The organism is Paraburkholderia sp. UCT31 (genome assembly GCF_014397655.1).
GTDB lineage: Bacteria > Pseudomonadota > Gammaproteobacteria > Burkholderiales > Burkholderiaceae > Paraburkholderia > Paraburkholderia tuberum.
The window spans coordinates 156,286-180,758 of record NZ_VZQP01000012.1 but is presented as its reverse complement, the minus strand read 5'-3'; the positions used below and the strand labels follow the sequence as shown (position 1 = coordinate 180,758).

At 65.5% G+C, this 24,473-nt stretch carries 17 protein-coding genes and 1 pseudogene; 10 read left to right on the top strand and 8 right to left on the bottom strand.

Annotated features, from left to right (window positions below; genetic code table 11):
* Nucleotides 1–38: 38 nt before the first annotated feature.
* Together F6X40_RS13125 and F6X40_RS13120 are read left to right on the top strand one after the other, a co-directional pair.
* Nucleotides 39–1,808 (top strand): VRR-NUC domain-containing protein, encoded by a 1,770-nt coding sequence (locus F6X40_RS13125; RefSeq protein ID WP_187628154.1) that lies wholly within the window; start codon nt 39–41, stop codon nt 1,806–1,808.
* Entirely contained in the window at nt 1,805–4,066 is a 2,262-nt protein-coding gene (locus tag F6X40_RS13120; RefSeq protein ID WP_187628153.1) for an ATP-dependent DNA helicase, read from the top strand. Before F6X40_RS13125 ends, F6X40_RS13120 begins: the two co-directional genes overlap by 4 nt.
* Nucleotides 4,067–4,107: 41 nt before the next feature.
* On the opposite strand, the gene F6X40_RS13115 is transcribed toward F6X40_RS13120, so the two are convergent.
* Together F6X40_RS13115 and F6X40_RS13110 are read right to left on the bottom strand one after the other, a co-directional pair.
* Nucleotides 4,108–6,765, bottom strand: a complete 2,658-nt coding sequence (locus F6X40_RS13115; RefSeq protein WP_187628152.1) for a mechanosensitive ion channel domain-containing protein — start codon at nt 6,763–6,765, stop codon at nt 4,108–4,110.
* A gap of 416 nt (nt 6,766–7,181) precedes the next feature.
* Entirely contained in the window at nt 7,182–8,609 is a 1,428-nt protein-coding gene (locus F6X40_RS13110; RefSeq protein WP_184062431.1) for a sigma-54-dependent transcriptional regulator, read from the bottom strand.
* Nucleotides 8,610–9,938: 1,329 nt separating this feature from the next.
* Here F6X40_RS13110 and F6X40_RS13105 point away from each other — a divergent pair.
* The 3 genes from F6X40_RS13105 (at nt 9,939) to F6X40_RS13095 (ending at nt 13,323) form a co-directional block, all read left to right on the top strand.
* On the top strand, nt 9,939–10,208 hold the full coding sequence (locus tag F6X40_RS13105) for a hypothetical protein (protein ID WP_184059979.1): 270 nt from the start codon (nt 9,939–9,941) through the stop codon (nt 10,206–10,208).
* Nucleotides 10,209–10,389: 181 nt separating this feature from the next.
* A complete protein-coding gene (locus F6X40_RS13100) occupies nt 10,390–11,592 on the top strand; it encodes a CpaE family protein (RefSeq protein WP_187628151.1) in 1,203 nt (400 codons plus the stop codon).
* 291 nt (nt 11,593–11,883) lie between these two features.
* Nucleotides 11,884–13,323 carry a nicotinate phosphoribosyltransferase gene (locus F6X40_RS13095; protein WP_187628150.1) on the top strand — a complete coding sequence of 480 codons (1,440 nt, stop codon included), beginning with the start codon at nt 11,884–11,886 and terminating at the stop codon, nt 13,321–13,323.
* Between the two features lie 127 nt (nt 13,324–13,450).
* Here the strand turns inward: F6X40_RS13095 and F6X40_RS13090 are convergent.
* Nucleotides 13,451–13,621 (bottom strand): annotated as a pseudogene (locus F6X40_RS13090) (LysR family transcriptional regulator); the annotation flags it as partial.
* 45 nt (nt 13,622–13,666) lie between these two features.
* On the opposite strand from F6X40_RS13090, the gene F6X40_RS13085 reads away from it, so the two are divergent.
* The gene (locus F6X40_RS13085) at nt 13,667–14,146 is read left to right on the top strand and encodes a nuclear transport factor 2 family protein (RefSeq protein ID WP_184035513.1); all 480 of its coding nucleotides are present in this window, start codon (nt 13,667–13,669) and stop codon (nt 14,144–14,146) included.
* A 120-nt stretch (nt 14,147–14,266) separates the two neighbouring features.
* Here the strand turns inward: F6X40_RS13085 and F6X40_RS13080 are convergent, their stop codons facing one another.
* From F6X40_RS13080 to F6X40_RS13070, 3 genes are all read right to left on the bottom strand, one after another.
* On the bottom strand, nt 14,267–14,704 hold the full coding sequence (locus tag F6X40_RS13080; RefSeq protein ID WP_187628149.1) for a GNAT family N-acetyltransferase: 438 nt from the start codon (nt 14,702–14,704) through the stop codon (nt 14,267–14,269).
* Between the two features lie 39 nt (nt 14,705–14,743).
* Nucleotides 14,744–16,183 carry an MFS transporter gene (locus tag F6X40_RS13075; protein ID WP_187628148.1) on the bottom strand — a complete coding sequence of 480 codons (1,440 nt, stop codon included), beginning with the start codon at nt 16,181–16,183 and terminating at the stop codon, nt 14,744–14,746.
* A 294-nt stretch (nt 16,184–16,477) separates the two neighbouring features.
* The gene (locus tag F6X40_RS13070) at nt 16,478–17,362 is read right to left on the bottom strand and encodes an oxaloacetate decarboxylase (RefSeq protein WP_187628147.1); all 885 of its coding nucleotides are present in this window, start codon (nt 17,360–17,362) and stop codon (nt 16,478–16,480) included.
* Between the two features lie 200 nt (nt 17,363–17,562).
* Between F6X40_RS13070 and prpR the strand changes: the two genes are divergently transcribed.
* The 3 genes from prpR to ahpF all read left to right on the top strand — a co-directional run bounded on the left by prpR (nt 17,563) and on the right by ahpF (nt 22,067).
* The gene (prpR, locus tag F6X40_RS13065; protein WP_187628146.1) at nt 17,563–19,584 is read left to right on the top strand and encodes a propionate catabolism operon regulatory protein PrpR; all 2,022 of its coding nucleotides are present in this window, start codon (nt 17,563–17,565) and stop codon (nt 19,582–19,584) included.
* A gap of 148 nt (nt 19,585–19,732) precedes the next feature.
* Nucleotides 19,733–20,296, top strand: a complete 564-nt coding sequence (ahpC, locus tag F6X40_RS13060; protein WP_187628145.1) for an alkyl hydroperoxide reductase subunit C — start codon at nt 19,733–19,735, stop codon at nt 20,294–20,296.
* Between the two features lie 172 nt (nt 20,297–20,468).
* Nucleotides 20,469–22,067 carry an alkyl hydroperoxide reductase subunit F gene (gene ahpF, locus F6X40_RS13055; protein ID WP_187628144.1) on the top strand — a complete coding sequence of 533 codons (1,599 nt, stop codon included), beginning with the start codon at nt 20,469–20,471 and terminating at the stop codon, nt 22,065–22,067.
* Between the two features lie 111 nt (nt 22,068–22,178).
* On the opposite strand, the gene F6X40_RS13050 is transcribed toward ahpF, so the two are convergent.
* Nucleotides 22,179–22,592: a DoxX family protein gene (locus F6X40_RS13050; protein ID WP_187628143.1), complete on the bottom strand. Its 414-nt coding sequence runs from the start codon at nt 22,590–22,592 to the stop codon at nt 22,179–22,181.
* A gap of 97 nt (nt 22,593–22,689) precedes the next feature.
* A complete protein-coding gene (locus F6X40_RS13045) occupies nt 22,690–23,415 on the bottom strand; it encodes a pirin family protein (protein WP_187628142.1) in 726 nt (241 codons plus the stop codon).
* A gap of 137 nt (nt 23,416–23,552) precedes the next feature.
* On the opposite strand from F6X40_RS13045, the gene F6X40_RS13040 reads away from it, so the two are divergent.
* A complete protein-coding gene (locus tag F6X40_RS13040; RefSeq protein WP_187628141.1) occupies nt 23,553–24,464 on the top strand; it encodes a LysR family transcriptional regulator in 912 nt (303 codons plus the stop codon).
* Nucleotides 24,465–24,473: the final 9 nt, after the last annotated feature.

Genomic DNA, 24,473 nt, shown 5'->3' with positions numbered 1-24,473 from the left:
TCATCACTGTATAAACATACAGGTCCCGCACAAAGTCCGTGGCAACCAATGCTCGCTCAGAGATCCGCTCTGAAGCCCCTTACTACCTGCTGAATTTCGAGCGCGCGCTTGCGTGGCTCGCCGCGCGTTACGACGATCTGCTCGACGACGAAGAGCACGCTTTTCTGGAAACTTTCGCGACGTTGCCGCAGGCATCGCGTGCGCTGCTCGTGCGCATGCTGATGCGCAAAGGCATGCTGTTCCGCGCGAGCCGCCTGGCTTATGACGAAATCGGCTGTCCGTTGCAGGCGGCGATGCCGATGACGGTGCATCGCTGGATCGACACCGAGCCGGCCCTGTCTCTCGACGACCTGTTTGCGCTCAGCACGCGTGCGCAATTGCTGGACATCTTCGCGGACGCGATCGCGCGGATTCCCGGCGCAAAGGCTTTGCGCAAACCGGATCTGCTCGAAACGCTGCGCGAGTTTCATGAAACCGCAAGCGGCGACGCGCAAGCGTGCACATCGCGTCCGCTCGCCGCCTGGCACGACGCTTCTACGGACCGCGTGCTGCACGTCGCGATCGCGCCGTTGTGCGATCGCTTGCGCCTAATGTTCTTCGGCAATCTGCATCAGGACTGGTCGGAGTTCGTGCTCGCCGATCTTGGCGTGTTCCAGTACGAGAAGGTCGCGTTCGGACCTTTGTCGCGCGCGTTCCAGCAACGCGCGGACGTCGACGTTTATCTCGCGCTGCACGCGTGCCGCGAAGCGCTCGAATGGCTACCGGTCGGCACCGACATCCCCAACCTTCACGAACTGATCGCGACCGTCCGCTCGATCGGCACCGCGAATCCGTGGCTCGAAACGCGTCGCGCGAAACTACTGTTCCGGATCGGCCAGGATTGCGAGCGGCGCGGGCAGTGGGACACCGCGCTCGCGGTGTACGACGCGTGCGCTTGGCCCGGCGCGCGTCTTCGACGCATGCGCGTGCTCGAGCGCAGCGAGCGTTACGGCGAAGCGCTGGCGCTGGCCTCGCAGGCCGATGCCGCGCCTGAGAGCGAAGAAGAGGCGCAGCGCGTCGCCCGGATGTTGCCGCGCTTGCGGCGCAAGTGCGGCGAGCCGGTGCCGCGCGCACCAGCGGCGAGGCCTGTGGAGCGCAGCACGCTGGTGCTGCCGAAGCCTGATACGCCGGTGGCCGTCGAGTACCTGGTGCGCGATCATTTGAGCAGCGACGCCGCGCCGGTGCACTACGTCGAGAACGCGCTGATCAATTCGCTATTCGGCCTGCTGTGCTGGGAGCCCGTGTTCACGGCGTTGCCCGGCGCGTTTTTTCATCCGTTCCAACGCGGACCGGCCGATCTGCACGCGCCGGACTTTCACGCGCGTCGCGCCACGCAGTTCGCCGCGTGCTTCGCGCAGCTCGATAGCGGCGTCTATCGCGACACGATTCTGCGGCATCTGCACGACAAGGCCGGCATGCAGTCGCCGTTCGTGTTCTGGGGACTGCTGACGCCCGACCTCATCGCGCTCGCGCTCGACTGTCTGCCCGCCGCGCATCTGAAGCTGTGCTTCGAGCGCTTGCTGCGCGACATTCGCGGCAATCGTTCGGGCTTGCCCGACCTGATCCGGTTCTGGCCGGCCGAGCGTCGCTATGAACTGATCGAGGTGAAAGGCCCCGGCGATCGTCTGCAGGACAACCAGATCCGCTGGCTCGCGTACTGCGCGCAGCACGGCATGCCGGTGCGCGTCGTCGACGTGCGCTGGGCCGGGCAAGAGGCGCAGAGCGAAGCGGACGACGCGACGCAAGCCGAAGCCGAGCGCGTCGTATGAGCTACGTGGTGGCCGTCCGCGCGATGTGCGAATTCACCGCTCGGCGCGGCGATCTCGATCTGCGCTTCACGCCCGCGCCGACTTCGCTCGAAGGCATCGCGGGTCATCAGATGGTCGCCGGCCGTCGCGCGAGCGGCTATGAAACCGAACTCACGCTGACGGGCACGCATCGCAGTCTGACCGTGCGCGGCCGCGCGGACGGCTACGACGGAATCGCGAACCGGCTCGAAGAAGTGAAGACGTATCGCGGCGATCTCGCGCGTATGCCCGCGAATCATCGCGTGCTGCATTGGGCGCAGGCACTCGTGTATGGGCATCTGCTGTGCCGGGCGCGCGGGCTCGGCGAGCTGACGGTCGCGCTCGTGTACTTCGATATCGGCAGTCAGAAGGAAACCGTGCTGACGCAACAGCACAGCGCGCGCGAACTCGAAATCTTCTTCGTCGACCAGTGTGAACGATTTCTCGATTGGGCCGTGCAGGAAGACGCGCATCGCGTCGCGCGCAACGCGGCGCTCGTCGCGTTGCAGTTTCCGTATGGGCGGTTTCGGCGCGGGCAGCGCGAGCTCGCGGTGGCCGTGTATCGCGCGGCACGCGACGGCAAGCCGTTGATGGCGCAGGCGCCGACCGGTATCGGTAAGACGCTGGCGACGATTTTTCCGTTGCTGAAAGCCTGCGGCGAAGACCGGCTCGATCGCGTGTTCTTTCTGACCGCGAAGACGCCGGGCCGCGCGCTCGCGTTCGATGCGATCGACTCGCTGCACCAGAGCGCGCCGTTGCCGCTCAGAACGCTCGAACTCGTCGCGCGCGACAAAGCCTGCGAGCATCCGGACAAAGCCTGCAACGGCGAGTCCTGTCCGCTCGCGCGCGGCATTTACGACCGTCTCGATGCGGCGCGCGCCGCCGCGTTGGCGACGCCACGGCTCGATCGCGCGGCGGTGCGCGAGGCTGCGCTCACGCACAATATCTGTCCGTACTATCTGTCGCAGGAGCTCGCGCGCTGGGCCGACGTGATCGTCGGCGATTACAACTACTACTACGACGGGAGCGCGATGCTGCATGCGCTCACGCAGATCAACCAGTGGCGCGTCGGCGTGCTGGTCGACGAAGCGCACAACCTGCTCGAACGCGCGCGGCGCATGTATACCGCGTCGCTAGATCAAAGCGCGTTCCGGCTCGTGCGCAAGAGCGCGCCGGTGGCGCTGAAGAAGCCGCTCGAACGCTTGCAGCGCGAGTGGAATGCGGTGAAGCGCACGCAGACATCCAGCTATCAGGTGTATGCGGAGGTGCTAGGTAAATTGCTGTCCGCCGCGCAGAATCTGATCGGCGCGGTAACGGATCAGCTCGCCGACGCGCCGTTGTCGATCGACGAACATGCGCTGCGGGTTTTCTTCGACGCGATGCACTTCGTCGCGCTCGCCGAGCAGTTCGGCGAGCACTCGATGTTCGACGTGACATTGAGCGCCGAGCGCTACGCGCCGCGCGACAAAACCAGTGCGACGCTCTGTGTGCGCAACGTGATCCCCGCGCCGTTCCTCGCGCCACGCTATGCGGCCGCGCGTACCACGGTGATGTTCTCCGGCACGCTGAATCCGCAGCATTTCTATCGCGACACACTTGGGCTCGCCGAGGACACGCAATGGCTCGACGTCGAGGGACCGTTTCGCGCGGAGCAGTTGCAGGTGCACGTGGCCGCTCATGTGTCGACGCGCTGGCGTGACCGCGAACGCTCGCTCGCGCCGATCGTGGAGCTGATCGCGAAGCAGTACGACTCCCAGCCCGGCAATTATCTGGGGTTCCTGAGCAGTTTCGACTATCTGCAACGCGTGGTCGCGCTGCTGCGCGAGCGGCATCCCGGCTTGCCGGTGTGGGCGCAGGAACCCGGCATGGACGAAGCCGCGCGCGATGCGTTTCTCGCGCGCTTCAGGACGATGAATCAGGGCATCGGCTTCGCGGTGCTCGGCGGCGCTTTTTCGGAGGGTGTCGATCTGACCGGGCAGCAACTGATCGGCGCGTTCGTCGCGACGCTCGGTCTGCCGCAGATCAACGACGTCAACGAGCAGATGCGCCGCGCGCTCGATGCGCGCTTCGGCAATGGCTACGACTACATGTACCTGTATCCGGGTTTGCAGAAAGTCGTGCAGGCGGCGGGGCGCGTGATCCGCACCGAAGAGGACCGCGGCGTCGTGCATCTGATCGACGACCGCTTTCGCAGGCCGGAAGTGCGGCGCCTGTTGCCGCGCTGGTGGCAGGTTCGCTAGCGCCGCGCTAGCGAACCTTTACGCGCGCGACGCGCGACGCGTCACGCGTGCGGCGAGGTCGAGCCCGGATTGCCGGGCGTACCAGGGCCGCCGGCCGGGCTCGGATCAACCGGGATCTGGTCGTCGAGCGGCGCGTCGCCCTTGTGCGGAGCGTGGCCGTCCCCCGCGGCGTCGCCGTCCGGCCGGTCGCCATGGCGTTCGCGCGGCAGGGCCGTGTCGAACCTGGCCTTGCTCGCCGGGTCCCACGTGAGCAGATGACGCTGCGGATTCGCGATCTCGATGCCGAGTTCGCTGAAGCGCTCGAGGATGCGTCGGTTGAATTCGCGTTGCACGCCCCAGCGCGACGTATCGCGGCATTGCATCTGGCCGGCCAGCGTGATCGCCGAACCGTCGACCGCATCGACGCCCCAGAACGAGAAGTCCGCCAGGATGCCGTCCTTGAAGTTGTCGTCCGTGCGCAGCGATGCGCCGATTTCCTTCAGCGTGTCGATCGCGCGCTCGACGTCCTGGCCGAACACGATATTCACGCGCACCGCCGCGTTGCCGATGCCGCGATTCGTGTTGTTCACGGTCGACACCGAGCTGAACGGCACCGTAAACAGCGAGCCGTCGCCGCCGCGCAGCCGCACGGTGCGAATCGACAGATATTCGACGGTGCCCGACACGCCCGCGAGCGTGACCCAGTCGCCGACCTGCATCGCGTTTTCCATCAGCAGAAAGATGCCGGTGATGAAGTCCTGCACGAGCTTCTGCGAGCCGAAGCCGAGCGCGACGCCGAAGATGCTCGCGCCCGCGAGCAGCGGGCCGATGTTCACGCCGAGTTGGCTCAGGCCGGTCAGCACGACGACGAGCGCGATCACGCAGAACAGCGCGGTGCGCAGCATCGGCATCAAGGTGCGCAGACGCGCGGCGCGCACCAGATCGCCGCTGCTCGTCCAGTTATCGAGGCGACGTTCGGCCGACACGTTGACGAGCTCCCACACCACTAGCGCGATGATCGCGGCGACGGCGATCGTCGCGAGCGCCGAGGCGAGCCGGTGGCCGATCGTGCCGCTGCGGAACAGATCGATGACGTCGACGCCCCACGCCTGCAACAGCACGAGCGCGGTGACGCTGCCGATGATCCAGCCGATCACGCGCCGCAGCGCCGGATAGTATCGGTAGGCGTGCTGATGCACGAGCGAGTGTGACGCTTCGTCCTGCACATGGAAGATGCGCGCGAGCGCGCCGAAGATCACGATCGACACGAGCCGTGCGCCGATCAGTATCGCGAGCGTCATGCCGCCGATATTCACGAGCGCGTGATAGCCGTTCCGTACGTCGAAGGCCCAGACGAACCACAGGCCCATCACGATGACCACGGTCACCACGGCCCACGCGTCCGCGAACGCGTTGCCGAACATCTCTAACGACTCGTGAGCGGCGAAGCGATTGCGGATCCGGTTGGCGACCGGTTTCGCGCAGCGCAGCACGAGGATCGAGATCATCACGTGACCGGCGAGTGCGACCACTTTCAGCAGCGCGAGATGCGCGGCGTCGTTCATGCCAAGCGCCTGCGCGACTTCGGCTAGCGCGACGCCGGCGCCGACCACGCTGACGATTCGCACGATCCAGTCGAGCACGAACGCGGCCCACGCATCGCCCATGCGCAGCAGCCGCAGACGCGGTGCGCTCGGCTCCAGGAAGAACGCGCCGACGATCACGACGCAGCGGCACACCACATAGACGTCGATCAGCGAATCGAGCGCGCGATCCTGCGGCGTGCCGTTGCCGGTGAAGATCGACATCAGCGCGCTCGCCGCGGCGAGGAACACCGCGATCGGCACGAGCCGCACCAGCGTGATCAGCAACGCGCGCGGCAGACGTTGCAGCAGCGTCCAGTGGTGCGTCGCGTTGCGCTTGCCTTCGGCTTCGATGGCGCGGCCTTTGGCGGATGGCGTCGCGTACGGCGCGGCCGGGCCAGTCGCGACGGCTTGTGCCTGCGCTTCGAGCACTGACGGCACCGATGACATCGGGGGCAGCGGCGGCGTGCCGGTCGGCGGATGACCTGCCGGCGCGGCGCCGGCGGCGTGCGCGGGCGGCGGTGAGTTGTCGTTGTCATCCTGCAGCGCGGCTTCGCGGCGCGCGGCGATTGCCCGATAGACGCGCCGCAGCAGCAGCCGCGCCAGCCATTCGAGCACCAGAGCGGGGATCAGCGCGGCCAGCAGCGACCACAGCACCTCGAACAGCACCGCGCGCGCGTGCGGATTGGCGAACTGCCAGTTCCACCATGCGCGCACCGACGCGACGTCGAGCAGCGCGGCGATCGAGCCGCGCAGCGAGGTCGCGAGATAGCCGGCGTAATGCGCGCCCTCGCGCGCGAGTTGCGAGGCGAGGCCATTGGATTTGAACGCGTCCGGCACGAGCGCGGCTGCGCCGCTTGCGGCGGCGGGCGCCGACGCCGCCGCCGGCGCGGATGCGGGCGGCGCGCTCAACGCGCCGGCCGCGGCGATCGCTTGCAGCGTATCGGCGACTTGCGCGCGGCGTTTGGGGTCGTTCAGGACAGCGAGCGCGTCGCGGGCCTGCTGAGGTGTCAGCGTGACGGCGGCGGAAGCGGGGGTCGCGGGCGTGGGATGGGCAGGATCAGGCGCGGCGGCGAAGACGGGCGCCGCGCCGGCGAGCAGAAAAATGAAAAAACAGACACGCAGAAATTTTGGCATAGGGTGTAAAGCGGGATGAAGCCAGTGCGGACGATTGTGCCGGAACATGGGCTGTTTCAGCGGGGTGACCCGGGACCGACACGGGGCGGGGCGCTGAAGTTCCTGCGGCGGAGGCCCGCCGGACGGGCGAAAGGGCCGCGAGAGCGGCGCCCGTCGGGCGGGGCGTTGACCCGACAGGATAGCCGATGATGGCCGGCAGGCCTGTCGAAGGCAGCAGAAAGCCTGCCCGGAAAGCCCCGTGGGCGGGGCGGCGCAGGAGGTAGGAGGCCGCTTGCCGGGTGGCAATGCTGGCGGCGGCGCGAGGATGTTCTCGACGACCACGCTACGTGCGGGCAGAGCACGGAAAGTCGGGAATGCTCAATCGCCGTGACTGTGCGCTGCTAAGCGTTCACTACAAAAAACGCTTAAATCCGCGCTTATGCCACTGAAGAGGTCTGGCGCTCTGCTTCGTCATCGGCATGGGGGCCGCTGCTCGCGCCGCGTCCGGCCGGCTCCTGATGCAGCCGGTTCGCGTGCATCAGCCGGTACAGCGTCGCGCGCGAAATGCCGAGTTCGGCCGCCGCATCGGACAGCTTGTAGCCGTGCCGCAGCAGCGCGTTCTCGATCGCATCCTTTTCGGCCTTGCTGCGGATTTCCGCCAGCGTGACCGCCGGGCCATTGTCAGCTTCGGGTAGGCCGAGGTCGCTCGCGGTGATGAAGCGGCCCTCGCTCATCACGACCGCGCGGCGCACGCAGTTGATCAGCTCGCGCACGTTGCCGGGCCACGGATAGTTCGACATCGCGACGATCGCGTCGCTCGACAGGCCGCGCAGCTTGCGCGCGCCGTCCTGCTTGTACATGCTGAGCGCGTAATTGGCGAGGAGCTTGATGTCGCCGCCGCGCTCGCGCAATGGCGGCTCGACGAGGCGCAGCACGCACAGCCGGTGATAGAGGTCGGAACGGAAACGCCCGTCTTCGACGGCGCGCTCCAGATCGACGTGGGTGGCCGAGATCACGCGCACGTCGACGCTGATCGGACCGTTGCCGCCAAGCCGCTCGATCGTGCCTTCCTGCAGGAAGCGCAGCAGCACCGCCTGGCATTCGTGCGGCATGTCGCCGATTTCGTCGAGAAACAGCGTGCCTTCATGCGCGCTCTCGATCCGGCCGAGCTTGCGTTGCAGCGCGCCGGTAAAAGCGCCGCGCTCGTGACCGAACAGTTCGGCCTGCAACAGGCTCGGCGGAATCGCCGCGCAATTGATCGCGACGAACGTGCGGCCCGCGCGCGGCGAGCGGTCGTGAATAGCACGAGCGGTCAGCTCCTTGCCGGTGCCCGATTCGCCCGCGATGAACACCGGCGCATCGGTCACGCTGCATTTGTCGATGCGCCGGTAGAGCTGCTGCATCGGCTCGCATTGCCCGACCATGCCGTGGCGGCCGAGCGACGGCTCCGGCGCGACGCGCGGCTGACGCAGGCTCGACAGCCCATGCGCGTGGCCGAGCGCGAACACGAGCCGCTCGTTGAGCCACGGCTGCGTGACGAAGTCGAAGCAGTAATCGAGGATGAAACGGCTGACCAGCTCGTTGTCGGCCTGGCCCGGCACGATCTGCGCGACCCAGTTGGTTTCGACGCGGCGCATGCACAGCGCGAGCGCGGACAGCTGCTGTGACGTGCAATCTTCGGGCAACTGAACGAGACCGACCTTGATGTTGCCGCGTTCGATCATGCGTTCCGCCACGGCCGTGCTTTTTGCGTGCACGGCTTGCCATCCCGACGCGGCCAGAAACTCGACGAGTATCTGGTCGGGCGCGTTCGCCACGTACAGAACCGTGCGTTCCATATCGGCCGGTGTGCAAGTCGTAGTCATGGTTCCCCCCGTTCGATCCTCAGGACTGCCGTGCGACGTTGTGAGATTCAGGCGGCCAGTTGCTGCACTCCGGCTGCGACGCATTCACGACAGCAGCAATCACGAACAAGGGACACGCTTCAAGCGCGGCGCGAACCGGAACGCGCTGCATGGCGGACCGATTCATGCAATGGCGGCGACCTTGTCGTTCATTGCTGAAACTGCCCGGCGATTTTTTCCCCGAACCGTGAAAACCACTTGAACCGTGGCTTGCCTCGTTGGCGCTGATAGAAGCGCTCTGATTGGCGCATGGCCTAACGATAAGCGAAAGCGCCTGAAAGCGCCAGACAAAGAAACAGGGATGAAGAATGCGTGTTGGATTTTCGGATTAACACGGATCGCTAATGAATAAGCGGTCAAGGCCGGTTATGCGCGGAATCGCACATTGCGTAGCAATTGCCCTGGTATTAAGGCGTGACTAAAACGGACGGGGCGCGAGCAGTCATGTTTCACAGTTGCGACAGATTGGACAGCGCGAGTCGAATGCGTTTTGCCGCGCCGGGTGGGGCGCTTTGCCAGCCGGAAGGAGCGGCGAAGCCGCGTGTGGCCGGCCCCGCGGCGAGTCAGCAGGCTGGCGAGACGGAGCGGGAGGCGCGCTTTGCGGCCAGCGCGCGGCGATTTGGCGTGTCAGAAACGAATCAATGCGCGCCACGCCAAAAATCGGGCAGGCTCGCACTGCGTCAAAAGCAAACCGATTTCTCGGCAGCGTGAAGCCGTGACGGGCGCCTTACCGATTCGAACGCGTGTTGGCATAACCATTGCAATAAGGTCTGCACAGAAAAATGTTTTGCCGCCAGGTCGACGGTACGGGGAAAACCGGATTAAAAAAGACCGGCGGTAAAAAAGTCACTCGCAGACATGGTCGGGGAAGCCATCAGGTGTTTGCGGGAGCGCGGCGGGGCCTTCTTGAATACGTTAGAAAACGGGTGAGTGGCGGACCGGTTTGGCGGCCATTCAAACCCGGACGAAAAAAAGGGCAACGACTTCGCCGTTTTTCCTTTTCGACTTTTTGTCCTCACGACGCGAGAAGGGTGGCGATAACGACAGGCAACGCGCTGGCAACGTTCGCGAGCGACGCGCCGCAAAGGGAAGGGGCAGCGCCGGATCAGGACACCGGCCGGCGCGACGAAGCGGGGAGAGACGCTAGTCTCCACAGAGAGACGAATGTACGAGGTGAACCAGGGGCCGTGTCCGTGGGTTGGGACGGGCACGGCGACCTGGCCCAACGGCCGGGGCGCTGAGACCAGACGGCGTGACCTGGCGCAAATCTGCTCGACATCGGGGGTTGACATGAAACCACAACTGATTCGCCGGCCGGCCGCTTCGGGAGGAACCAGAAGCACTTACCGGCGGTATGTCGCGGCATCGCGCGCGCGCTTTTTCGCGCAGGCGGCGGGCTCGTCGGTCGATCTGCTGACGCTCGTCGTCGCCGAGGCGCTCGAGCGCCGAGCGCAAGCCGAGATCCGCCGCGACCTGCTGCGCGACGCGCTGTACGCCATGCCGGTGCGCGCTGAACGCAGCGCGGCGCAGCGGCGCGACGACGATGAAACCGACGTCTGACGCTTGCCGCTCGTCGGCTCGCAGCGACCGCGCAGGAATTCGATAACACCGTTTGCCGGCTCATGGCTTTCACGGAGGAGCGTCGCGGTAAGGAACTCGCGCCGAAGCCTGCGTCGTCAATCGTGAACAGACGACTGGAATAAAAGCCCGCGCATGACGCGCCAAGCGCCGCAGAGCTGCCATGATCGACATCTTCCTGATTGCCGCGAGCATCGAAAACGCGCAGCGAATCGTCGTGCGGCTCGAAGAGAGCGGCGTGCGTTACCGGCTGCACACCGCCTTCGGCCCGGCCCGGCAACTGCCGATGCACGCGCGCGTGGTCCGCGGCGCCGACCTGCTGATCGTCGACGACGCCAATCTGAGCGTCCGCGGACTAGACGGCATCGAGGAAACGCTCGCCTGCGCGCCGACGCTCCATTGCATGCTGGTGACGCCGGCGCCGTCCACCGCGCTGATCGGCGCGGCGCTGCGCGTCGGCGTGCGGCAGGTGCTGTCGTGGCCGCTCGATCGTCAGGCCGTCGTCGATGCGCTTGCGCAGATCGAAGCGCGGCGCCGCGAGCCCGAGCGGCGCCACGCGCGCGTGGTCACGCTGGCGTCGAGCAAGGGCGGTAGCGGCACCACGCTGATCGCGGTCAACCTCGCGTGCGCGCTCGCCGCGCGGCGTGAGCGGCGCGTGCTGCTGATCGACCTGAGCCAGCAATTCGCCGACGCGAGCCTGCTGATGGCGAATCGCCCCCCGCCCATGACGCTCGTCGATCTGTGCTCGCGCAACGAGCAACTCGACCCGGCGCTGTTCGACGCGTGCGCGATGCACGTGTGCCCGAACCTGGATCTGCTCGCCGGCGCCGGCGATCCGTTGAAGGCCGCCGAACTGCTGCCCGGTCAGGTGGACCGGATTCTGACGCTGGCGCGCGAGCGCTACGACGCGGTGCTGATCGACGTCGGCCCGAGCCTGAATCCGTCGACGATCCGCGCGCTCGCGCATAGCGACGCGATCTGCATGGTGGTGCGGCAGAACCCGCTGTACCTGCATGGCGCGCGCCGCATGCTCGATATCTTTCGCGAACTGGGGCATCCGTCCGGCAAGGTGCGGGTCGTCGTCAACCAGTACGACAAGGACGCGCAGATCAATCTGCCGATGCTCGAACGCACGCTCGGCGCGAGGGTCGCGCATCAACTGCCGCGCGACGATCAGCACGTCAACGATGCGCTCAGCCGCGGCGTGCCGCTCGTCGCGTGCGCGCGCGACAGCGGGCTCGCGCAAGGTATCGTGCTGCTCGCGAACATGCTGTGGCCCGCGGGTGCGGAGCGGCGCAGGAGCATGCTCGGCAGGTTGCTCGCGACGTGGCCGAATCTGCCGCCGCAATTGAAGCCGGGGGGCTAGGACGACGTCTACTCGCTGCTCTAGCCCGGTCTTCTGCTGGTGAACCTCGAGATCCGGAACATGATCGTCTGCGGCTGCGGTTGGCGCTGCGGGCCAGACTCATCCTGCGCGAAGAGAAGCTACAGTCCGACGACGAGCGCTATCGCGCATACCGTAGTAAGGTGAGGTACAGGGTCATCCCCGGCATAGTCTGTAGGCGTAAAGCCGCGGCCTCAGAGTTTCGAAAGCGTCGGGCAGGCTCGCGCCGTCCGGTCACTCCAGCGAGAAAATCACGTGAGGGCAGCACCGTCCATGCAAAACGCGCAGGGTTTCAGCGACCTCGCGTCGATCCTCTCCAATCCGATTCTGAATACGGATTCGTACAAGGCGTCGCACTATCTGCAATATCCGCCCGACGCGACGGCGATGTTCTCGTACATCGAATCGCGCGGCGGACGTTACGGCCGCACGCTGTTCTTCGGCTTGCAGATGCTGCTGAAGGAGTACCTGTGCCGGCCGGTTACCGGCGCGATGATCGACCAGGCGCGGAGCTTCTTCAGCGCGCACGGCGAGCCGTTCAACGAGGCGGGCTGGCGCTACGTCGTGCAGCGATACGGCGGCCATCTGCCGGTGCGGATTCGCGCGGCGCCCGAAGGCTCGGTCGTGCCCACGCACAACGTGCTCGTCACCGTCGAATGCGACGATCCGCAGGTGTTCTGGCTCACGTCGTATCTGGAGACGATGCTGATGCGCGTGTGGTATCCGATCACGGTCGCGACGCAAAGCTGGCATCTGCGCCAGACGATCCGCGCGTATCTGCTGAAAAGCAGCGACGATCTCTCGCAGCTACCGTTCAAGCTGCATGATTTCGGCGCGCGCGGCGTGTCGAGCGCGGAGTCGGCGGCGATCGGCGGCGCGGCACATCTCGTCAGCTTCATGGGCTCGGATACGGTGCTCGGCGTGGTTGCGGCGAATCACTACTACCGCGACCGCATGGCCGCGTTCTCGGTGCCGGCGGCCGAGCACAGCACGATCACGTCGTGGGGCCGCGAGCGCGAAGTCGACGCGTATCGCAACATGATCGCCCGCTTCGGCAAGCCGGGCGCGATCGTTTCGGTGGTGTCCGACTCTTACGACCTGTTCGCCGCGCTGAACGCATGGGGCGGCGAGCTGAAGCAGGCCGTGCTCGATTCCGGCGGCATGCTCGTGATTCGCCCGGACTCCGGCGATCCGTGCACGATCGTCCTGCACACGCTGCGCTCGCTGGAGGCTTCGTTCGGGTCGCAGACCAACAGCAAGGGGCGGCGCGTGCTCGACCATGTGCGCGTGATTCAGGGTGATGGCGTGAACCCGGATTCGATCGTCGCGATCCTCGCCGCGATGGACGAGGCCGGCTTCGCCACCGACAACATCGTGTTCGGCATGGGCGGTGCGCTGTTGCAGCAGATCAACCGCGATACGCAGCGCTTCGCGATGAAGTGCTCGGCGATCCGGCTAGGCGACACGTGGCTCGATGTGTCGAAGGATCCAGTCACGGATCACGCCAAGCGCTCGATGAAAGGCCGGCTCACCTTGCTGCGCCATCGCCGCACCGGCGAGTACCGGACGGTCACGTTGCCGATCGCGTGGGACGGGAGCACGGTGGAGGGCGAGTGGGATGAAGCGCTCGAGACGGTGTTCGATGCGGGCCGCTTGCTGGTCGATACGTCGCTGGCCGAGATTCGAGGCCGCGCATATGCGGACGAAGGCTGATCCAGCTTTCTGACGCATCGGCATGGTCACGAGCGGGCGGGTCATCAGCGCCCAGTGCTGCATGAAGGGCAGACCTACCGCAATATCCGACAGGACGCCGACCCCGATCAACGTAGCGACGCTGCCGTCAGCGTGAATCTTTACCATCGCGCGCGAAGCGCAGGAACGCCTTGACGGCGGGCGCTCGCTCGTGCCGACGAAACGCGAGCGCGATTTCGGACCCAATCGCCCGGCCGGCGATGTCACGGTAGACGACGCCCGGCAGCGCGATGCAATCGGCGAGCGTATGCGGCACGACTCTGCGCGTGCATGACGCGCTCCCGCAATACACGATACGACATCAATGAGCCATCCCAACACCGAGCTGATCGAACGTTTCTACACCGCCTTCCAGCAACGCGACGCCGAGACCATGGTCGCCTGTTATGCCGACGACGTCGTCTTCAGCGACCCCGCTTTCGGCGAGCTGGTCGGCGACGAAGCGCGCGACATGTGGCGCATGCTCGTCAAGCATGCGCAAGACTTCACGCTGACCTTCAGCGACATCGAGGCGGACGACCATACCGGCCGCGCGCAGTGGGTGGCGCGCTACCGTTTCGTCCAGACGGGGCGCGACGTCGTGAACCGGATCGAGGCGCGTTTCGTGTTCCGCGATGGGCTCATCGTCGAGCATCGCGACCGCTTCGATCTGTGGCTGTGGATGCGCCAGGCGATGGGCGTGCGCGGCACGCTGTTCGGCTGGTCGCCGTTCGTGCAGCGGATGCTCAGGCAGCAGGCGCGCCGAGGGCTGCTGCACTATCGCGGGCAGTTGAAGCGCGACTAGGTGCGCGCGGGCGGCGCGCCGGTGCTTGCCGGCGATAAGTGGATCATGACGAAGTGGATGCGCGGGCGCGCGTACGGCTGAGGCTGGGTCCCATCAGTGGGAGGCGTGCCGAGGCGGGGCCTATTCGGCCGCTTTGTAAACATCCGGTCGGTGCAGCTCCATATACCGCTCGGGGTTCTCGAGCGACGTGAACCCATGCGGCGCATAGACGTGATGCGCGTCGGTCGTGACCAACATGATTCTGCGCAGCGTGACGAGCGAAGGGCTCGCAAAGATATGTTTCATCAACGCCGACGCATAGCCCTGGCCGCGATACGCGGGCAGCACGAACAGGTCGCATAGGTAGGCGAAGGTCGCCTCGTCGGTGACGAGGCGCGCGAACGCCATCTGCTTGCCGTCGACAAACCCACCGAAGCAGAGCGACCCGGCGACGGCGCGCTTGAAGGTCGCGCGTGGCATGCCTCGCGCCCACGGCGTTTCCTGCGACAGGAATATGTAGACGAGGTCGAGGTCGAGATCGTCGATGCGGCTGGAAATCGTCAGTTCGCCTGCTTGCACGGCACGTCTCCTTTTGATCGCGCAGCGCTTGCGCGACCCCTAGCTCTTCGCCGGAGTTTCGCCGCCGCGCGAACCCCCACCGATACTCTGCCCAGCATTGCGGGCGAGCCCCATATATCCAAGCACGGACAGCAGCGTCAGCACGCCCGCGAACAGGAACGCGAGGCGGAAATCGTCGAGCGTGAACACGTGGCCGGTCGTCTCGCCGTTGAACAGCGCCGCGACGCGCAGCGACACCGCGCCGAATGCGATGCCGAGACCGATCGTCATCTGCGCGGCCGCGCTCCACAGCGTACTCGCCGCGCTCATCTGCGGCTGCGGGATGTCGGCATAGGCGAGCGTCGCGAGCGTGGAGAACTGCATCGAGCGCGCGACGCCGTACACGAACACGACGATCAGCACGAACACGAGCGGCACGTCCGGCGTCAGCAGTCCGCACGCGATGATGAAAATGCCGGCCACCGCCACATCGACGATCGACACCATCCGGAAGCCATAGCGCTGCAGGATGCGCGTGGTCAGCGCCTTCATGCCGAGATTGCCGAGCGCGCTCGCGAGCAGCAGCAGCCCCGAGCGGAACGCCGACAGCCCGAAACCGACCTGGAACAGCAGCGGCATCAGATAGGGCACCGCGCCAATGCCAATGCGCGTGAACGAGCCGGTGATGACCGTCACGGAAAACGTCGGCACCTTCAGCGTCGATACGTCGACGAGCGGATACGGATGACGCTTCGCATGCTGGAACGCGAGCGCGCCGACCAGCAGACCGCCCGCCGCGATCGAGACCGCGAGCCACGGATCGGTGGCCGGCTGGCTCGCGAGTTCTGCGCCGTACAGAATCGCGGTCAGCGCGACGCCGCTCAGCAGCAGGCCGACGACGTCGAGCGGCTTGCGTTCGGTGCCGCGCAGGTTCGGCACGATGGCGAGCGCGACGGCAATCGCCGCGAGGCCGAACGGCACATTCAGCAGGAAGATCCAGCGCCACGACGCGTAGGTCGTGATGAAGCCGCCGATCGGCGGGCCGACCACCGGCGCCGCGATGGCCGGCCATGTGATCGTCGAGATTGCCTGCATCATGCGAGCTTTCTCGGTGCTGCGGACCACGATGAGACGGCCGACCGGCACCATCATCGCGCCGCCGATGCCTTGCAGCAGCCGCGCGGCCGTGAACTCGGGCACGTTCTGCGACAGTCCGCACAGCACCGACGCGACCGTGAACACGCCGATCGCGCTGACGAACACGGTGCGCGCGCCGCAGCGGTCGGCGACCCAGCCGCTCGCCGGGATGAAGATCGCGAGCGCGAGCATGTAGGCGGTCATGCCGAGACTCAGGCTGTTCGGGCCGACGCCGAACGAACGCGCCATCTGCGGCAGCGCGGTGGCGATCACCGTGGTGTCGAGGTACTCCATGAAGAAGGTAGCCGCGACGATGTACGGCAGCCAGCCGACGTGCGCGGTGCGGGTGCCGCTGCAGCTCATCGGGCGAGCTCCCGTGCTGCGCGCGTGCGCGCTGAAAGACAATTGACGAGCCCGCGCGGGGCGCGTGAAGAGTTTGACTTCATGGTGCTTGCGACGACCTTTCGTTTGCGTTTTTGTGCTTCTGCCGGCAGCCGGGAGAGCGGCCCCGCGGACGAGGCCGGCGCCGCGAACGGTCGCGGCGGGCTGACGCGAACATCAGCTTGCCTGATTGCCAGCCCTGAATCCTAACGCAATAACGGGTTCCATATCGCGCAGGCATGCAGCGCGTCGCACCGCCGCGCCGCCGCCCGAGCGTCAGTCCTTCCCCGCGTACTCCTTGTCCAGCCGGTCATACAGCGGCTTGTTGACGAGCCGCTGGCGCTCGCTGAACGGCGCGACGATCGTCGCGTCCTCGTCGAGGCGGCCGTTGCTTTGCAACCTGCCGAGCGCGCGCTGCATGCCGAGCACCGCGCCCTGCAGCGCCGCATTCGCGTACAGCACGATGCCGTAGCCGAGCTTCGCGAGCGCGTCGCGCGACTGCACCGGCGTCTTGCCGCCGATCACGATGTTGATCAGCTGCGGCACATTGAACAGCCCCGGCAGACGCTCGATGTCGGCGAGCGATTCGGTCGCCTCGATGAACAGGATGTCGGCGCCCGCCTCGATGAAGCGATGACCGCGCTCGATCGCGTCCTCGATGCCGTGGACTGCGGCCGCGTCGGTGCGCGCCATGATCTGCAGGTTCGCGTCTTCGCGCGCGTCGACAGCCGCGCGGATCTTGCCGACCATCTCGCTCGCCGCGACGACTTCCTTGCCCGAGAAGTGGCCGCATTTTTTCGGCATCACCTGATCTTCGAACTGGATCACGTCGGCGCCGCTGCGCTCCAGCACGCGCACGGTCTGGCGCACGTTCAGCGCGTTGCCGAAGCCGGTGTCGGCATCGACGATCAGCGGCAGCGCGACCGCGTCGCGGATGCGCGCGGTGTGCTCTGCGACTTCGGCAAGGCCGATGAAGCCCAGGTCGGGTAGACCGAGCGACATGTTCGTGACGCCCGCGCCGGTGATGTAGACCGCCTCGAAGCCGGCGTCCTCGATCACGCGCGCGCTCATCGCGTTGAACGCGCCGGGCACGAGCAGGCCCTGACGCTGATTGACCTTGGCGCGGAAGGCGGCGCGGCGGGTGGCGGAAGTGGTGGTCATGATGCAGGTCTCCAGAAGGGAAATCGGTAAGGGAACGCGGCCGACATTCCGCAGGAAGCGTGCCATTGAATGGCAGTTCGCCGGTCGTGCCGCTGGAACAAGGGTTTGCGCGATATGAACTGCTGCCTGAACGTTCATGGCACAATCGGTGGAACGTTTCATGAAACGTTTCGAGGAACGTTTCAATCAAGGAGAGCCGCGTGTCCACGTTCACCCCATTTGTCGCCAATCCTGGCCCCGCCGTCGATGCCGGGCGGCCCGGTGTCGCACTCGTCAGTATCAGCCGACTGCAGTCGCTTTGCGAGGCGGTGGCGCCGCGCTACGCGGGCCGGGCGAAGTTCTTCACGGTGCGGGAGGGCTACGGCGCGGCCGTCGCCGCGCTGCAGGCTTACGTGGACGCAGGTTCGGTCGACGTCGTACTGTCCGCCGGCTCGAACGGCGCGTACCTGCGCGAGAACCTCAGCGTGCCGGTGGTAATGGTCAAGGTGAATGGCTTCGACGTGTTGAGCGCGATCACGCGCGCGACCGCCACATGGCCGCAGGCGCGCATCGGGCTCGTACTGCACGAAGCAATCGCGCAGGAGCTGGCCGACCTGAGCCCGCTCTTGAACGTCGATCTGCGGCAGCGCGCGTATCGGTCGATCGACGAAGTGCGGCTCGCAGTCGATGAACTCGCCGCGCAGGGCTGCCGCGTGGTGGTCGGCGCTGGCATGGCCTGCGATCTGGCGCAGCAGGCCGGCATGGAAAGCGTGTTCCTGTATTCGCTTGCCGCGGTCGAGGAAGCGTTCGAGCGCTCGGTCGAACTGGCGCGGGTGAGCCGCCAGAAGGAATCGAAGCGGGTGCGCCTGAACACGATCGTCGCGCATCTGCGCGACGGCGTCGCCGCGTTCGACGAAGCCGCCCAGCTCGAAGCCGTCAACCCGGCAATGCTCGAACTGCTCGGTCTAGGCGCCGCGCAGGCGGTCCCAAACGACGACGAGGACACCCCCGCACGAGTGGCGCGCGCGCTCGCGCCGCTGCTGCGCGAGACGCGCGCCGCCGACCAGCCGGTCGACGAACGCATCGAACAGATCGGCGGCCGCGCACTGATCGTCGGCTGTGTGCCGATCGTCGAGCAGGGCGCGCGCGCCGGTTTCGTCGTAACGGCGCAGGACGCGCTCGTTGCGCAGCGGATCGACCGTTCCCTGCGCACCAGCCAGCGGCCGAGGCATCTGGTTGCGCGGCACCGGCTCGACGATCTGATCGGCGCTTCGGCGGCGCTCGAACGCGTGCGCCGGCTCGCGCGCGCCGGCGCCGCGCACGACGCGACCGTGCTCCTGAGTGGTGAAAGCGGCACCGGCAAGGAACTGGTCGCACAGGGCATCCACAACGCGAGCCGGCGGCGCGGCAATCCGTTTGTCGCGTTCAACTGCGCGGCGGTGCCCGAGGGGCTGATCGAAAGCGAACTGTTCGGACACGAGGAAGGGGCGTTCACGGGTGCGCGGCGCGGCGGCAAGCCGGGGTTGTTTGAAATCGCGCACACCGGCACTATTTTTCTCGATGAGATCGGCGAAATGCCGGCCGCGCTGCAAAGCCGGCTTTTGCGCGTGCTGCAGGAGCGCGAGGTGATGAAGCTCGGCGCGGGCCGCGCGACGCCGGTCGACGTGAGGGTGATCGCTGCGACGCACCGCGATCTGCACGCGCTCGTCGAGGAGGGCGCGTTTCGCGCGGACCTGTATTTCAGATTAAATCTGCTTCAGATAAAATTGCCGCCGCTGCGCGAACGCCGTGCCGATATCGCGCCGCTGGCGCGGCACCTGTTGGAGCGCAGCGCGCTGCAGTACGGCTTGTCGGCGGCGGGGCTCGAGCGGGTGCTCGTGTTTCTCGCCCCGCTTTTTGCGGATTACGCGTGGCCCGGTAACGTCCGCGAACTGGAAAATCTCCTGGCCCGCGCGGCGATTTATATCGGTGAGCCAACCAACGAGATGTCCGGGAACTTGACTGCCGACGCCTTGCCAGACCGGCAGGCCGTGTTTCCCGAGTTCTTCCGGATCAGGGCGGTCGAGGTCGAGCAGATCACACAGGCGCCTCCGGGCCCTGCGCCCGGCAGTACGGCTCCGCGCGCTACCCCCAGCCGTGAGGCTGCGCTGCGCGCCCTCGAACAATCGGGCGGCAATCGCGCCGCCGCGAGCCGAGCGCTCGGCATTGGCAGAACCACGCTGTGGCGGCTTCTGAAGGGCTGAAACGCCCGGCAAATCGTCCGATAGTTTCGACCGACGAAATGAATAGTTCGAGACTATCGAACTCATTAACACAATCCGCTTTACCTATTAAGCGTAGTCTGACATACTGATTCAACTTTCCAACCCCCTCAAAGAGAGGATTCAGCAAATGCCGATCATCAACAGTCAAGTCAAACCGTTCAAAGCACAGGCTTTTCACAACGGCGATTTCCAGACCGTCACTGAAGAAAGCCTGAAGGGCAAGTGGTCGGTTTTCGTGTTCTACCCGGCCGACTTCACGTTCGTGTGCCCGACCGAACTCGGTGACCTGGCCGATCGTTATGAAGATTTCAAGAAGATCGGTGTGGAAATCTACAGCGTGTCGACCGATACGCACTTCACGCACAAGGCCTGGCACGACACGTCGGATACGATCCGCAAGATCAAGTACCCGATGCTGGCTGACCCGACGCTCGCTATCTCGCGCAACTTCGACGTGCTGATCGAAGAAGAAGGCCTCGCGCTGCGTGGCACGTTCGTGATCAACCCGGAAGGCGAGATCAAGCTGTGCGAAATTCATGACAACGGCATCGGCCGTGACGCTGGCGAACTGCTGCGCAAGGTTCAGGCTGCTCAGTACATCGCCAAGCACCCGGGCGAAGTGTGCCCCGCCAAGTGGACGCCGGGCGCGCAAACGCTGACCCCGTCGCTCGACCTGATCGGCAAGATCTAAGGTCCGCGCAGCTCACGCTGCACCCGCAGTCTGCATCTGCCGGGATCTTCCCGGCGCTTCACCGCGCGAATCGCCTGATACGGCGCTTCGCGCGTCCCCGGGCCCAACACGTCCTATCCGGATGCGTGCGGCGCCGGGACACCCACACCCCTCGTCACGGAATCGCAACGCCATGCTTGACGCCAATCTCAAGACTCAACTGAAGTCGTACCTCGAAAAAGTTAGCAGGCCTATCGAGCTCGTCGCGTCGGTCGATGACAGCGCGAAGTCTCAGGAGCTGCTGGCCCTGCTGAACGACATCGCGACCTTGTCGGAGCGCGTCACGGTGATCGAGCGTCGCGGCGACGACGAACGCAAGCCGTCGTTCTCGATTGGCGAAGCGGGCAAGGAAACCGGCATCCGTTTCGCCGGCATTCCGATGGGGCATGAATTCACGTCGCTCGTCCTCGCACTGCTGCAGGTCGGCGGCCACCCGGTCAAACTCGACGATGCGGTGATCGAACAGATCCGCAGCCTCGACGGCGACTATCAATTCGAAACGTATTTCTCGCTGTCGTGCCAGAACTGCCCGGAAGTCGTACAGGCGCTGAACGTGATGGCGTTGATCAATCCGCGCATCCGTCACGTCGCGATCGACGGCGCGCTGTTCCAGAACGAAGTCGACGCGCGCCAGATCATGGCGGTACCGACGATGTTCCTGAACGGCGAAACCTTCGGCCAGGGCCGCAGCGGCGTGAAGGAAATCCTCGCGAAGCTCGATACCAACGCCGGTGCGCGCGCCGCGAAGGAACTGGAGAACAAGCCGGTGTTCGACACGCTGATCGTCGGCGGCGGCCCGGCGGGCGCGGCGGCGGCGATTTACTCGGCGCGCAAGGGCATTGCGACCGGTGTCGTGGCCGAGCGTTTCGGTGGCCAGGTGCTCGACACGCTGGCGATCGAGAACTTCGTCTCCGTGACCGAAACCGAAGGACCGAAGTTCGCGACCGCGCTCGAACAGCACGTGAAGACCTATGACGTCGACATCATGGACGTGCAGCGCGCCGAAGCGCTGATTCCGGGGCGCATCATCGAAGTACGTCTGGCCAACGGCGCGGTGCTGAAGGCGAAGACGATCATCCTCGCGACCGGTGCGCGCTGGCGCGAAATCAACGTGCCGGGCGAGCGCGAGTATCGCAATCATGGCGTCGCGTACTGCCCGCACTGCGATGGCCCCCTGTTCAAGGGCAAGCGCGTCGCGGTGATCGGCGGCGGCAACTCGGGCGTCGAGGCCGCGATCGACCTCGCGGGTCTCGTGCGCGAAGTGACGCTGCTCGAATTCGGTGCGACGCTGCGTGCCGACGAGGTGCTGCAACGCAAGCTGCGCAGCCTGCCGAACGTGACGGTCGTCACGCAGGCGCAGACCACGGAAATCACCGGCGACGGCAAGAAGGTCAACGGTCTGGTCTACAAGGACCTCGCTTCGGGCGAAGTGAAGACGGTCGAACTCGAAGGCGTGTTCGTGCAGATCGGTCTCGTGCCGAACACCGAATGGCTGAAGGGCACGGTCGAGCTGTCGAAGCATGGCGAGATCGTCGTCGATGCGCGCGGCGCGACGTCGGTGCCGGGCGTGTTCGCCGCCGGCGACGTGACCACGGTGCCGTTCAAGCAGATCGTGATCGCGGTGGGCGAGGGTGCGAAGGCATCGCTGTCCGCATTCGATCACCTGATCCGCAACAGCGAAGAAGTCGCGGCGGTCAGCGAAGCGGAAGCGGAAGCCGAAGCAGCGGTTTGATTCGGTAGCTCAGAGAGGCAAACCGCGGCCCGCGGGCCGCCGTTTCAGTTTGCGCATGCAACAAGGCCCGCATTCGTGCGGGCCTTTTTCGTTAAAGCACGGGAATCGGTATCACCGCCGGTCGAACGAATACTTGCCGGGGCCGGTCACGCACAACAGCAGCAACCCGCCGATGATGCCGATGTTCTTGTAGAAATGAATCATATTGTCGTACTGCATCGCGCCCGTCATGTTCCAGTAGTGATGGCCGATGATCGCGGTGCCGAGCGTATACACCGCAAGCAGCAGCGCCAGCGGTCGCGTGAAAAATCCCACTAACAGCGCGACGCCCACCACAAGCTCCATCACCACCGCGATAACAGCCGACAACGCCGGCACGGGCGCGCCGATCGACGTCATATAAGCGACGGTGCCGGCAAAGCCGGTCAGCTTCGACCAGCCGAACATCACGAACAGCACCATCAGCAGGATTCGAGCGACGAGAACGACGACGTCTTTCTGGTTTTCAAACAGTGTGTAGCGCATGATTTTTCCCGATAGGGTAGAGGGATGAAGCTCGCTGGAAATCGTCGTCCAGCGAGCCGCGTTCAGGTTTGAGTCAATAGCGGCGCAAGCGGAGCGCTTATGCCCACAACGCCGAGGTTTCGATATTACGCAGGTCGAACACGAGCACTTCCGCATCGCGGCCCTGCGTGAAGGTCAGCGCTTCTTCACCCTGCACCCGCGCGCCGTCACCCTCGCCAAGCTCGACGCCATTCACCGTAACGCTGCCGCGCGCCACCTGAACATATGCATAGCGGTCCTTCGCGAGTTCGAGCCGTGCGGTTTCCTCGCCGTTGAACAGACCGGCATACACGCGCGCATCCTGTTGCAACTGCAGCGAACCGTTCGCACCGTCCGGCGACAGCACGAGCCGCAGTACACCGCGCTTGTCGGCCGCGCTGAAGTGCTGTTGCTGATAGCGCGGCTTCGTGCCTTGCTGGGCCGGCGCGATCCAGATCTGCAGGAAGTGCACCGGCTCGCTCTTCGAATGGTTGTATTCGCTGTGCGCCACACCGGTGCCCGCGCTCATCAACTGGATGTCGCCCGGCACGATCACCGAGCCCGTGTCCATCGTGTCCTTGTGTTCGAGCGCGCCTTCGAGCACGTACGAAAAGATCTCCATGTCGCGATGCGGATGCTTGCCGAAGCCCTGCGCCGGCGCCACACGGTCGTCGTTGATCACGAGCAGGTCGGAGAAGCCGTTCTGCTTCGGATCGTGATAGTTCGCGAACGAAAACGTATGGCGCGAGCTGAGCCAGCCGTGTTCCGCGCGGCCACGTTGGTTGGCGTGTCTGATTTCGAGCATGCTCTTTCTCCTTGAGTTTTGTCGTGCGATCCGGGCCAGATGTTTGGCTGCGATCCATGAACGACAGTGTAGGTCAATCAGGATGGATATAATCATGATAAAACCGGAAACACTGTCGCATTGGAGTGGACAATACGATGCAACTCGATGACATGCGCATCTTCGTCGCGACCGTCGACGCCCACAATTTCACCGCCGCGGCCAACCGGCTGTCGCTGTCGAAACAGTTCGTGAGCCGCCGTGTGATGGCGCTCGAGGAAGCGCTCGGTGTGCAACTGCTGATCCGCAACACGCGCAAGCTGGCGGTGACCGATCTGGGTCAGGAGTTCTACGAGCGCGCGAAGCGCATCCTCGGCGAGGTCGAGGACGCCGAGCAGGCCATGTCGCTGCGCCGCGCCGGGCCGCGCGGGCTGCTACGCGTGAGCGCGCCGATGTCGTTCGGCATGACGCATCTGTCGCCGCTCGTCGCGGCGTTTCTGCGCGAGCATCGCGACGTGCGCTTCGACATGGAGCTGAGCGACCGCGCCGTCGATGTGGTCGGCGAAGGCTTCGACATGGCGATCCGCATCGGCACGCTGGCGGATTCGTCGCTGATCGCGCAAAAGCTGATCGATGTGAAGATGGTCGCGTGCTGCAGCCCCGGTTATCTGCGCCGGCGTGGCAGCCCGACCGTGCCTGGCGATCTCGCGAACCACGAATGTCTGCTGTACGGCCACGGCGGCGCGGTGAGCTGGGACTTCAGCGTCGAGGGCGTGGTGAAGAGCGTCGAGGTGCGCGGGCCGTTACGCGCCAATAACGGCGATCTGATTCGCGATGCGGCCGTCGCGGGACTTGGAATCGTTCGGCTGCCGGATTTCATCGTCGCCGCTGCGCTCGCAAGCGGACAACTCGTGCCCGTGCTCGAAGCGTTCCTGCCATCGGCGACGGGCGTCTATGCCGTGTATCCGCAGCATCGGCAAAGCTCGGTCACGATCCGGGCATTCGTCGAGTTTCTGCGCAGGCATCTAAGGAAGAAGCTCGCGACCGAACCGCGGACGCCCGTCGGCTAATCCCCTAAA